At 65.2% G+C, this 12177-nt stretch carries 10 protein-coding genes; 3 read left to right on the forward strand and 7 right to left on the reverse strand.

From position 1 onward, the window contains the following. The first annotated feature begins 106 nt into the window (after positions 1–106). The gene (locus Q4F91_RS05970) at positions 107–1351 is read left to right on the forward strand and encodes an OFA family MFS transporter (RefSeq protein ID WP_303335669.1); all 1245 of its coding nucleotides are present in this window, start codon (positions 107–109) and stop codon (positions 1349–1351) included. Positions 1352–1608: 257 nt separating this feature from the next. Here Q4F91_RS05970 and Q4F91_RS05975 read toward each other — a convergent pair whose 3' ends face one another. The 4 genes from Q4F91_RS05975 to Q4F91_RS05990 form a co-directional block, all read right to left on the reverse strand. After that, positions 1609–1950, reverse strand: a complete 342-nt coding sequence (locus tag Q4F91_RS05975) for a cytochrome c3 family protein (protein WP_303335672.1) — start codon at positions 1948–1950, stop codon at positions 1609–1611. Between the two features lie 170 nt (positions 1951–2120). Beyond that, positions 2121–3704 carry an FAD-dependent oxidoreductase gene (locus Q4F91_RS05980; protein WP_303335675.1) on the reverse strand — a complete coding sequence of 528 codons (1584 nt, stop codon included), beginning with the start codon at positions 3702–3704 and terminating at the stop codon, positions 2121–2123. A gap of 163 nt (positions 3705–3867) precedes the next feature. Next, entirely contained in the window at positions 3868–4488 is a 621-nt protein-coding gene (locus Q4F91_RS05985; protein ID WP_303335677.1) for a response regulator transcription factor, read from the reverse strand. After that, positions 4485–6332, reverse strand: a complete 1848-nt coding sequence (locus Q4F91_RS05990; protein WP_303335680.1) for a PhnD/SsuA/transferrin family substrate-binding protein — start codon at positions 6330–6332, stop codon at positions 4485–4487. The genes Q4F91_RS05985 and Q4F91_RS05990 overlap by 4 nt, the downstream gene beginning before the upstream one ends. A gap of 205 nt (positions 6333–6537) precedes the next feature. Here Q4F91_RS05990 and Q4F91_RS05995 point away from each other — a divergent pair, with 205 nt between their 5' ends. Beyond that, positions 6538–7362 carry a nitrilase-related carbon-nitrogen hydrolase gene (locus Q4F91_RS05995; RefSeq protein WP_303335683.1) on the forward strand — a complete coding sequence of 275 codons (825 nt, stop codon included), beginning with the start codon at positions 6538–6540 and terminating at the stop codon, positions 7360–7362. A 14-nt stretch (positions 7363–7376) separates the two neighbouring features. Here the strand turns inward: Q4F91_RS05995 and Q4F91_RS06000 are convergent, their stop codons facing one another. After that, positions 7377–7967: a TetR/AcrR family transcriptional regulator gene (locus Q4F91_RS06000; RefSeq protein ID WP_303335686.1), complete on the reverse strand. Its 591-nt coding sequence runs from the start codon at positions 7965–7967 to the stop codon at positions 7377–7379. Between the two features lie 92 nt (positions 7968–8059). Next, on the reverse strand, positions 8060–9814 hold the full coding sequence (locus tag Q4F91_RS06005) for a flavocytochrome c (protein ID WP_303335689.1): 1755 nt from the start codon (positions 9812–9814) through the stop codon (positions 8060–8062). Between the two features lie 380 nt (positions 9815–10194). Here Q4F91_RS06005 and Q4F91_RS06010 point away from each other — a divergent pair, with 380 nt between their 5' ends. Beyond that, entirely contained in the window at positions 10195–10797 is a 603-nt protein-coding gene (locus Q4F91_RS06010) for a winged helix-turn-helix domain-containing protein (RefSeq protein WP_303335692.1), read from the forward strand. Positions 10798–10840: 43 nt separating this feature from the next. Here Q4F91_RS06010 and potE read toward each other — a convergent pair whose 3' ends face one another. Next, positions 10841–12160, reverse strand: coding sequence for a putrescine-ornithine antiporter (potE, locus tag Q4F91_RS06015; protein WP_368660977.1), 1320 nt, complete (start codon positions 12158–12160; stop codon positions 10841–10843). Positions 12161–12177: the final 17 nt, after the last annotated feature.

A 12177-nucleotide genomic window follows, 5' to 3' on the forward strand; every position in this document is an offset into this window, starting at 1 on the left:
AGCTGACGCATCTTGAGGCAAACTTGCTCCTGACCATACCACACGGCCAGAGGAGCGCGACAGACTGCTCCCGGCGAAACAAATTTGAAAAGGAGAAGCCCTCAAGATGCAGCTCAAGGAGAAGCGCTGGATCCTGCTCGCCATTGCCTGCGCGATCAATCTCTGCGCGGGCTCGATCTACGTCTGGTCCGTCTTCGCGCCGGCGCTCGCCGAGCGCCTCACAGCGCTCACGGGCGAGACCATCACCGCGGGGAGCCTCGCGGTGGCCTTCAGCCTCGCCAATGCCGTCGGGCCCGTCCCGATGATCGCGGGCGGCTTCGTCAATGACCGCATCGGGCCCCGCTGGGTCGTGGCCGGCGGCGGGCTCCTCATCGGCGCGGGCTATGCGCTCACGGGCCTAGCGACGTCGCCGCTCCTCCTCGTCCTCAGCTACGGCCTCGTCTTCGGCATCGGTCTCGGCTTCGTCTACGGCTGCACGATCAACGCGACGATGAAGTTCTTCCCCGACCACCGCGGGCTCGCGGGAGGCCTCACAACCGCCGTCTACGGGCTCTCGTCGGTGATCCTCCCACCCGTGGCCGTGTGGCTCATCTCGGCCGAGGGCGTCGAGTACGCGCTCCTCACGCTCGCCCTCGTCTTCACCGTGGTGATCTCCGGCGGCGGCCTCTTCCTCATGAAGTGCCCGCCCGACTTCGTGAAGACCCTGGGTGAACAGAAGCGCGGCAGCAGGCCCGCCCCGGCTCGCGAGGAGGTCAACTGGCGCGGCATGCTCGCCTCGAGGCGCTTCTGGCCGATGATCCTGATGCTTCTCTCGGGCGGCATTCCCGGCATGATGGTGATCTCGCACGGGCTTTCGATCGCGCGCGAGCTCGCCGGGCTCTCGGTTCCGGCCGCCGCAGGCGCGGTCTCGATGATCGCGCTCGCAAACGTCGGCGGCCGCATCGTCGCGGGCGCCGCATCGGACCGCTTCGGCCGGCTGCCCGCACTCTGCGGTGCGCTTCTCCTCTCGATCGCAGGTCTGCTCCCGCTCTGGGCCGCGGACGGCGCGAGTGTGCACCTCTTCTGGGCCGGCATGATCCTCACGGGCCTCTCCTTCGGCGCCTTCATGGGCATCTACCCGGGCTTCACCGCGGAGGAGTTCGGCGGCAAAAACAACTCGGTCAACTACGGGATCATGTTCCTCGGCTTCGCCTTCGCGGGCTTCGTGGGTCCGGTCGCGATGGGGACGCTCAGAGAGGCGGGCCTCAGCTACCAGACCGTCTGCCTCATGGCCTGCGCGCTCCCGCTCGCGGGTCTCGTCTGCGCAAAGGCGGTGAGTGTCTGCACGCAGCTTGACATGCAAAAGCGCTGAATCCTCGGTGCCTGCGGCCGGCCCCGGCCCACGGAGCACCCCAGCTGCCCCTCGGGGCCGGCCGCGCACCGATCTGCTCAGCGTGACGCCGGCGGCGGCTCACGCGAAATCATTTCGAAAAAAACGCCGTCGCACTCCGGGGGGCCCGGTGTGGCGACGGCGGTCTGAAGACCCGCGAAGTGCATAACGGAGAAGAAAAAATGCACCTCGATGGGATTGAGAGCAGAGAAAAAGAAAAGAGACCTGAAGGAATTCGATCAGCTGTGGCAGGACGAGCACTTCTCGAAGGTGAACTGGTGGTGGCACGAGTAGCACTGCTCGATGTTCGCCTCGGCCTTGGCGCCCTTCTGGGGCGGCATAGCGTGCGGCGTGTGGCAGGTCGTGCACTCCCAGACGTTCTCGGCCTTCTTGTCCGTGTGCGGGACGTACTTGTGCGGGTTCACGGGGGCGGGATCAGCGTCCACCTGAACGTTCTTCTCGATGATCGAGTCGAAGGAGCCGTGGCAGGCGATGCACATGTCCTTCGAGATGGCGGCGTCGGCGGCGTTCGCCGTGAAGCTCACGGCGGCGAGGATGGCGGCAAGGATGGCGTTCTTCATGATTTGGGGTCATCCCCCTCCGGGACGAGGGGGATTTTCAGGAGATATGTCCGAGGGATGGAATGCGCCCGCAGTCGTTTTTCCCCCTGGAAGGAGACCGGGGGACCGGAGACACCGCAGGCGCATTCCCTTGAGCCTCCCCGAAGGGAAGTTCTGGCTGCGCAGAAGGCTTACGCCTTGCGCTGGGCGGCGTGCTCGCCGGCGAAGCGGCCCGGCATGATGCCGCGCGGCATGCCGTTGCCGACGTAGAGACCGCCCGCGGTCTCGCCCGCGGCGTACAGGCCCGGGATCACGTTGCCTTCGATGTCATGCACGCGGGCGTTCTCATCGATCGCGAGGCCGCCGGTGAAGTTGTGGGCGAAGATGATGATGCGCACGGCGTGGAACGGGCCCTGCTCGATCTTGCGCTTCAGGAGCTTGGCGGGACGGTCGAACTCGTCGTCCTTGCCGGCCTCGACGAACTTGTTGAAGCGCTCGACCTGGGCGGGCAGCTCGGGCTGGTTCGTGACCTTGGCGAGCTCCTCGATCGTCGCGGCGGTGAAGGCATAGCCCTCCTCGCACTGCGGCTGGGTCGTGTCCCAGCGGTTCTTCTTCGCGACGCGGTCGTCGAAGACGCACCAGAGCTTCTGCTCGGGCTGCACGAGGGCCATGTCGTAGAAGTTGTAGCCGCCCAAGTCGCTCACATCCTCCTCGCGGACGAAGCGGCGGCCGTCACGGTTCGTGAAGATCGTGTCGCCCCAGCGCGGGCCGGCGACCGCGATGCCCGGGCACCCGTACTTGCTGCCCTTCGGGAAGTTGTAGCGGGTCGTGCCGAACTTGCGGCGCAGGTGGGCGGTGTCCTCACCGCGGTCACCCTCGTACATCGCACCGGCGCGGAGACCGGCGATGATCGCCGAGCCGTCGCCGTCGTAGTGCGGGTAGCCGGTGGCGTAGATGTTTTCGCCGGCGAGGCGCGGGTCGACGAGCCAGCGCATCTTGCGGTTGTTCTTGAAGGAGCCGCCCGCGAGGATCACGCCCTTCTTGGCGCGGACGTTGATCACCTTGCCCGCGGCCTCGACGCGGCAGCCGACGCAGTTGCCGTCGGCGTCACGGTAGACGTCGGTGACCTTGTGTTCGAAGAAGAGCTTCACGCCCTTCTTCTCGCAGTAGGCGCGCAGCGGAACCATGATGCCGCGGCCGCAACGGTAGCCGCCGGTCGGCTGGGGCTTCGCGTTGGAGTCGCCGGGATTGTCCGTCCAGATGTGGAGGTAGGACTCCTTGTGCTGGCTGTCGTACTGACCGGACTTCGTGAAGGTCGACATGAACTTCACGCCGCGCTCCTCGAGCCACTCCTGGGTGCCGCCGCAGTACTCGGAATACTTCTTCGCGAGGCGCGGATCGTTCTTGCGGTACTCGGCGTTGAGCGGGTTCGTGAGGTGGGCGTAGAGGGCCTCGGGCGTGTCCTTCTCGCCGGCCTCGCGCTGGAAGCGCGTGCCGCCGCGAAGGGCGATGATGCCGCCGTTGATGATCGCGGCGCCGCCGTAGTTGACATCCTTCTCGAACACGAGAACCGAGGCGCCGTTGTCAACGGCGGCCGTGGCGGCGCTCATGCCGGCGATGCCGGAGCCGCAGACCACGACGTCCGTGGTCATGTCCCAGGAGGCGGGAAGCGGGCGGAGGGACGGGGTCGGGGCCGCGAAGGCGGACGCACCGAAGAGACCGGCGGCGGCGCCGGCGGCGGAACCCGTGATGAACTTACGGCGGCTGAACTGCATTGTGACTTCTCCTTCTGTCAGTAAGTCAGACTGGTCCGAACCCGGGGCGCCTACGACTTCCGGAAGCTTTTTCGTTCCCCGCGTTCGTTGTGAGGAGAAGGTTATTTTTCGAGTTCCCTAGGGAACCCTCACCGCCGTCAATCAGTGCTTCAATCGCCTCCCGTCAGGTTCTCTCGCCAATGCGGATGAGGAGCTCGGTGAGCTCGGCCGCGCTCTTGACGCCGAGCCTGCGGTAGGCCGCGGCGCGGTAGGCCTGCACGGTCTTCTCGGCGATGCCGAGCGCCTCGCCGATCTCGCGGTTGAGAAGCCCCCGTGCGACGAGCCTCACCACGCCGAGCTCGCGCTCGGTGAGCTCGTCGAAGAGCGCCCGCTCGACCGCGGGCTCGCGGATGCCGGCGTGCGCGCGCAGGTCGCGCTCGACGGCCGCGCCGATCGCCGTGAGGAGCCGCTCCTCGTCGGCGGGTTTCGTCAGAAAGTCGAGCGCGCCGTCCTTCATCGTCTGCACCGCGAGATCCACGTCCGCGTGCGCGGTGAGGAAGATGACGGGCAGTTTGATGCCGCGCGAGTGCATCTCGCGCACGAGATCGAGCCCGTTCATGCCGGGCATCTGGTAGTCCATCAGCACGCAGCCCGGGCGTGACGGGGCGTCGCCCGTGAGGAACGCATGCGCGTCCTCGTACTCCGCGGTCTCCCAGCCTTCGGCCGAGAGCATCAGCGCATAGGCCGAGCGCATGGCCGGGTCGTCGTCAACGATGCGGATGAGAGGTCTCTCTTCCCTGGTCATTTGTCTTTTTCCTCAGTCTTTTCAATGATCAGCATGGTGAAGCGGGCACGGACGCCGTCGCCCTTCTCGGACGCCCGCTCGAAGGTGAGCGCGCCGCCCCCGGCCTCGGCCACCTTCGCGACGATCACGGTGCCGAGGCCCATGCCGTCCGTCTTCGAGGTGCGCAGGGGCTCGCCCAACTTCGCGAACGCCTCGTCCGAGAGCCGCGACCCGTTGTCGGTGACCGTCACGACGGCCTTCCCGTCCTCGCGCACGAGCGAGAGCGAGACGCGCGGGGCCTTCACGCCCTTCACGGCGTCGCCCGCGTTCTTCAACAAATTCACGATCGCGAGCTCGAGCTCAAGGGGGTCGGCCAGCACCGGGAACTTCTCTCCGGCGATCCTGGTCTCGATCTTCACCGGACAGCGGCCGCTCTTCTCGAGGTTCCCGATCGCAAGCGCGACGGCGTCGCGGAGCTCGGTCTCGACGCGATCGGACTTTCTGCCCGCATAGGCGCGCACCCGGTCCACGATCTCCGCGGCGCGCCCGGCCTCGCGCTGCATCGCGAGCGCCGCCTGCGAGATGCGCTCCGTGTCGGGCTCCGGTTCCTCGAGGAAGCGCAGGAGCGCGCGGGCCGAGAGCCGCATCACAGCGAGCGGCTGCTTGAGTTCATGCGCGAGCATCGAGCACATCTGCCCGACCGCGCCCACGCGCTGCAGGGTCTCAAGGCGCTCCGTCGCCTCGGTCTTCTCGGCGAAGAGCACGCGCTCGCGTTTGAGCGCCTCGGAGAGTTCGTGCGTGCGCCGCCGCACGAGGACGCCCACGATCGAACTGTGGAAGGCGAGGAGCAGCACCGCCAAAGTGCCGAGCGCAATCGCGCCCGAGTAGCGCTCGAAGAACCCGCGGAGCGTCCAGCCGCGCAGGATCCGGTACGGACCGAGCCGCAGGGTTTTGAGGAGCGCGTCCGTGCGGCTGAAGTCCGTCGCCACCGACCAGCGCCATTCGCCCTTCACGGCGTTCGCCGGGAGTGTGAGAAGCGTCGTCGTGGCGATCGTGCTCACCTCGGACGAGGCCCGGGGCGTCGTCGCGAAGGTCCAGCTCGGGTAGAGCTCGGAGGTGTGCTGGCAGGAGAACCCGTCCCCGGAGCGGGGCTCGAGCACGCGCACGAGCTTCGCCCGCGGGTCGCCGGCGGCGGCGAGTTCATCCACCAGGCAGGCGACGACGACGCCGCTCTCGACTTCGCCGGCGATCACGGCGTCAATGACGCGGCCGGCCGGGTGACGGTAGATCCTCTCCGCGAAGAACTTCTCCGGGTCGTAGCCGCGCAGCGCAATCTCGCCCATCGCGTAGGCGTTGCCCGTGAAGGCGTTCGTGTAGCTCGACATGATGCTGCGCCCCTCGAGGTCGGAGAGCAGCTGCAGGTCATCGCGGTCGCTGCGCACGATCACGACCGAGCCGATGCCGCGGTTCGGCGACGCCGAGCGCGGATCGAAGAGCGTGGCAATGTCGCGCGCGCCCTTCGAGAGATAGCTGCGGTAAAGGCCGCCGCTCGCAAGGAAGAGGTCCACCTCGCCCGCCTCGATGAGTTCCCCGAGCTTGTCGGTCGGGAGGATCTTCACCTCGACCGTCATGCCGCGGCTCGTGAAGGCCTTCTCAAGCGCTTCGAAGGCGCGGTCGATCTGCCGCGCGGAGCTCGAGGGCTCGGAGATCCACACCGAGCCGATCACGACTTTGCGCGCCCCGGACTCCGCGGGCACGGCGGAATCGCCGGCCGCATGCGCCGCGCCGAGGGCGAGCGAAAGGAATCCCGCGGCCAGAAGCCGCAGGAGGATCGAGCCGGGAGGGAAGATGCGGGAGACGTGCATGGGAGAGGCCGGACCGAGGGAATGTCACATGTTGGGCACATTTTCGCCGATCATGGGGGCGGATGTCCTCGGAAGAGACACATCGAATTGCACCGCGACCCTCCCCCACGGCACACGGTCCGCCCGTCTATGATGGGTTCCGTGCCGCCGGGATTCCACATCCGCCCTCGCCCTCTTTCTGCGCCTCACCTCAAGGAGAACCTGCATGACCGAAAACAAGACGCTCCGCATCGCGCTCGGACAGTTCTCCGTGAGGGAATCGAGCGAGGAGAACCAGGCGGTCGTCCGCGACCTCATTGACCGCGCCGAGGCGGGCGGTGCAGAGCTCCTCGTGATGCCCGAGAGCGTGATCGCGCAGAAGCCGGGCGCTCCTGCGTGGAGCAGGACGCATGCGGAGCCGCTTGACGGCCCCTTCGTCACGGCGCTCCGCGAGGCGACGAAGGGCCGCCGCGTGACCGTGGTCTGCACGGTGCTCGCAAGGATCCCCGGGGAGACCCGGTGCGCGAACGATCTCCTCGTCGTGCGGGACGGCAAGGTTCTCCTCACCTACCAGAAGCTTCATCTCTACGACGCCTTCAGCGGGCGCGAGAGCGACAACTGCCTCGCGGGCGAATCCGTTCCCGAGCTCGTTGACATCGGGCCCTTCCGCTGCGGCTTCATGACCTGCTACGACATCCGCTTCCCCGAGCTCGCGCGGGCGCTGGCCTTGAAGGGTGCGACGCTTCTAGTGGTCTCCGCGGCCTGGTACCGGGGACCGCTGAAGGAATCCCACTGGGACATCACGCTCCGTTCGAGAGCGCTCGAGAACACCGCCTTCGTCGCGGCCGTGAGCGAGTGCGGCGCGGCGTGCATCGGGTCCTCGAAGATCGTCGATCCGCTCGGCGTCGTCACCGCGCAGTGCGGTGCTTCGGATCAGCTTCTATTCGCCGACATCGAGGCGGATGCGGTGACGCGCGCACGCGCGTCTCTCCCTGTGCTTGAGAACCGCCGCTTTGCGGCGCCGAGGCTACGGGAGCCGGGAGAGCTCTGAAGGGCTGCGCTCAGTCAGCCGGCGCGCGGCTTTGCCGCTGAGCAGCTGAGCGTCAGCAGTTCCTCACAGACCTCGTTCTTCTCGTCCTGGGTCATGAGGTCGAGACCGAACTTTCGCGTGAAGAAAAAACCCTCCATCGTCATCAGCACAAGAAGCGTGCGGATGCGGCGCTCAGGAGGCATCTGCGCCACGCGTTCGTGAAGCCTCGCGTACCAGTCGCGGACGGGCTGGAGCAGTTCGGGATCACGCACCTTCTGCACGAGAAGCGAGAGACCGATGTCGGCCCAGCCCATGTTGTTCTTGTCGAACTCCCGGAACCAGAGGATGTAGCCGGGAACGAGCGTCTCGTCGGGCGTTCCCTCGAAGAAAGACTCGGCGTGCTTCAGGCGTTCGTCAAGGTGCTCGGCATAGGCCTCGATGAGCGCGGCGAGGAGCGCCCGCTTCGTCTTGAAGTGGTACATCACGGCACCCTTGCTCATGCCGGCGCGCTCGGCGACGCGGTCCATGCTGAGGGCCTCGATGCCGTCCTCAAGAATGATCTCCTGGGCGCAGCGGATCATCCGCCCGCGCGTCTGCCTGGCTTTTTCGGTGAGCGGTGCACTCATGCTGTGGGACTCCGGAAACGCCTCGGGGAAAAGAAAGAAACGCCCGGCCGTCAATCGGGGATGACGAGCCGGGACTTGATTAAGTTTAAAGATTACTTCGCGGCTTCAGCGGCGGCCTTGCCGGCAATGCGACCGAACACGATTATGTCGGTGTACGCGTTGCCGCCCAGGCGGTTCGTGCCGTGCGTGACGCCAGTCACCTCACCCGCGGCCCAGAGACCCGGGATCACCTTGCCTTCGGCCGTGAGGGCCTGAGCCTTCTCGTTGATGCGGACGCCGCCCATCGTGTGGTGCACGCTCGGAACGGCCTTGATCACGTAATACTTGCCCTGCGAGAGGTCGACGAGACCGGCGCGGTGCTTGAAGTCCTTGTCGTTGCCCTTGCCCGTCATCGAGCTCACGCGCTCGGTCGTGGCCTTGAGCGAGTCGTACGGAATCTTCGTGAAGTCAGCGATGCACTTCAGGTCATCGCAGGTCGTCATAATGCCCTGCTTCGTGAAGGCTTCGTACTCGGTGGGATGCGTTGTGACCGTGTTCGAGATCGCACCGATCTTGTCGTTCCAGAGCACCCAACAGTAGGCACCGGTCTGGGCGAGGATCGCCTGCGAGATCACGTCGCGGCGCTCGAGCTCCTCGACGAAGCGCTTGCCTTCCTGATTGATGAGGATGGCGCCGTCAAAGCGGGAGTCGGCGATCAGTTCGATAACGCCCGAGATCGGGTCGCAGATCGGATAGGTCTGGATATAGGAAAGGTTGACAAGCTCGGCACCGGCGCGCTCGGCCATGTAGAGACCCTCGCCGGTGGTGCCCGGGGCGTCGGTCGTCTTGAAGCGCTCGTCGATCGCCGGGTTGTACTTCTTCACCATCTCCGGGTTCGCGCCGAAGCCGCCCGTGGCGAGCACGATGCCGCCCTTGGCGTTGAACGTGTACTCCTCGCCGGCCATCGTGGCCTTGACGCCGACCACACGGCCATTCTGATCCTTGATGAGCTCCTCGGCCTTCATGCCGGTGATGACCGGGATGCCGAGTTCATCGGCCTTGGCCTGGAACTTGGAGATGAACTCCGTGCCCGTGTGGCCGAACGGGATGAGGGCGCGCTTGCGGCTGTGGCCGCCGAAGAAGAAGAGGTTGTCGTCCTCGAAGCGAACGCCGAGGTAGTCGCGGCACCACTTCGCGGCGTCAAGCGCGTTGTGGGTCATGACGTTGATGACCTTCGGATCGCCCTTGTTGTCGCCGCCCTTGATGGTGTCGGCGGCGTGGAGCTCAGGGGAGTCATCCGTGATGCCGAGCTTCGGCTGGACCCAGTTCTGGGCGACGTTCATCTCGGCGCCCGAGATGAGCGAGTTGCCGCCGACGGCGGGCATCTTCTCGAGCAGCACGACGTTCGCGCCGGCGTTCTTCGCCTCGATGGCGGCCGAGAAGCCCGCGCCGCCCGCGCCAATCACGACGACGTCATAGGTGGAGTTCTTCGGGATGCTCTTGCCGGCCTTGGCGAGCGCGCGGCGGTCGGCCTTGGCGAGCTTCACGCCGGCCTTCTTCGCGGCGTCGGCGACGGCGTCAAGGAGGCCCTTCGAGGTGAAGGTCGCGCCCGAGACCACGTCCACGTCAACCGAGCTCGTCTCCTGGACGAGGGCCTTGAGGTCCGTGTAGACCTTCTTCGCGAGGACCGGGTTCTCCTGCTCCTTGACGATCTTGATGTCGGTGATGCGGTTGCCGTCGAAGGTGACGGCGACCGTGACGTCACCGTGCTTGCCGATGCCGGTGCCCTCGGCGGTGACCGGGGCGGCGAAGGCAGCGCCGGCGGCAAAGATCGAGCAGACGGCGGCGGCGATGATCTGGGTTTTCATGTTTTGCTTCTCCTTTGGCGGGGCGCGGTCTTCTTTTGCCGCGCTCCCTAAGACAGGTGTTCCTGCGCCCGGCGTCATCGGTTGGATGAGGCTGCGCGTTTCAGGCGGGGCGAATTATCAAACCGACCGGTCGGTATGAAAATAGGTGGAAATACCTAACACCTGCTTCTACCTCCCGCACCGATCCCGGGCGTAAGCCTGAGATAATTCTCATTTGTCATCGGACGACATCCGCCCCGGGGAACCGGGTCTGTGCAGGACGCACCGCGACAGTGCGTGCGGGAAACGTTCGTCTGACAGTCCGTCCGGCTTCTCCTCTCTAGAAGTTTGGGGCAGATTTATCTAAACTGATTTTTTTGACACCTTCCCTCAGTACTGACATGCGATTAGAAAAATGGCTCATCGGGGAGTTCACCGTCTCTTCCGCGACGAACACCATTGAGCGTCAGGGGCACCCCGGCGTCAAGCTGCCGCCCCGTCTGATCGACACTCTCCTCTTCCTTGCACGCCATCAGGGCGAGGTCCTGACGCGCAAGGAACTCGTGGACGGTCTCTGGGAACGCACCGTCGTCACCGATCAGACGGTGACGCAGCTCATCTTCGAGCTCCGGAAATACCTGCGCGACGGACGTGCCCGCGGTGATGCGCCTGAGTATGTGGTGACGGTGCCCAAGCGCGGCTATCAGCTTGTCGCGCAGGCTTCGCTGCTTGACTGCGGCGAGGAAGTGCCCGCCGAAGGAACAGTTCCTGAGAGCCCGGCCGGGAAGCCGGCGACGCCGCCGCCCGCGGAGACCCGCGCCGAGGTTCCTGAGAACGCGCCGGTCAAGGAGAGCGCTCAGCCGGAGAAACCTGCCGAAGTCTCGCCGAGTGAAGCGACTGAACCGGAGAAGAAGCCTCGGAAAAAGAAAAACAGCCTCAAGGAACTCGTCAAGTCCCTCTGGCTCGATGAATCGACGGCCGGCTTCAAGCGAACCATCTACTGAGGTTGCCATTCGAGCGGATCGCTGAGATCCGCTCTTTTTTCATTCATGCCCGGCTTCGCGACCAGAAGGCGAAGGCGATCCAGCCGAAGAGCAGAATCAGGAATCCCTCCTTCACGGCTTCATTCGGAAGCCAGCAGAGCGTGAAGACAACGCAGAGCAGGCTGATGACGATGGCGAGGCGAAGCGTGTGCATCCTGCCCCTCGAGATCCCCTCCTCGCGTCCCATGGCATGGCTGCCGCAGACGCAGAGCGCAAAGGCGAAGACGGTGATGCCGACGGTGAGTTCAGTGAGCGCTTCATAGGCGGAGAATGTCTCGACAAAACCCGCCGGAATGAGGAACACGGACTGAAGCAGCGTCAGGATGACCAGACCGCTGACCGTCGCGTTGTTGGAGGTCACCTTCGAAAAGACCGCCGGGAAGAAGCCGACGTCCGCGGATGACTTGAAGACTCGGCCGAGCGTGAACTGCCAAGTCACGAGCGACCCCATGCAGCCGACCCAGAGAAGGCAGGAAGCCGCCGTGCCAGCGGTTCCGCCGAGGAGTTCGCCGTACACGACGCCGAACGGGGCGTTGCTCGCCTCGATGCTCGCGTTGGGAACGATTCCGGCAATGAGGGAAGTCGTTGAAATATATATGAAAGCCGTGAGGAGCGTGGCGAACAGGACCGCCTTCGGGACATTCTTCTCGGGCTCGTCCACGGCCTCGGCATTGGCGCAGGCCGATTCAAGACCGAGGAAGGCCCAGAGCATCATGGAGAAGCTCTCGGGCAGCACCTCCCACCATGACTGATCCTGCGGATTCCAGTTCCCCATGTACATTTCCCCGGAGAACCAGAAAGGCCCGATCAGGATGAGGAGCAGCAGCGGCAGGAGCAGCGCCCAGATGACCGAGGCGGTGAAATGACCCGTGAAGGCGGGACTGAGGAAGTTGAGTAAGGTCGACAGCCACAGCAGGGCAAGCGTCGCGATGAAGAGCGCCGTCGGCGAGATAGTCACGTTAAACGCGTAGAGTCCGTAGTTGACCGAGGCCATGGCGATGGCCATGTTTCCGATCACGAGCGAAACGCCGTAGGTGTAATTGACGAGGTAGGAGCCCGTCCGGCCGAAGGCGTATTCCGCGAATCCGCCCATGCCGCCCGACTTTCTCGAAAGCATGCCGCACTGGGCAAAGACGTAGGCGATCGCAGTGGCGCCCGTGGCCGTCAGAAGCCAGGAAAGAGAGGAAATCGTGCCGAGCGAGGCGAGCTTGGCCGGCAGCATGATGATGCCTGCGCCCATCATGCTCAGGGAAGTGAGCAGCGTGAGCTGGGTCACGCTCATTTTATTTTTCTTATTGTACTCAGCGATGCCACGCTCAATGATTGGACGATATTTTTCGA

The organism is Sutterella sp., assembly GCF_030539355.1.
Lineage (GTDB): Bacteria > Pseudomonadota > Gammaproteobacteria > Burkholderiales > Burkholderiaceae_F > Sutterella.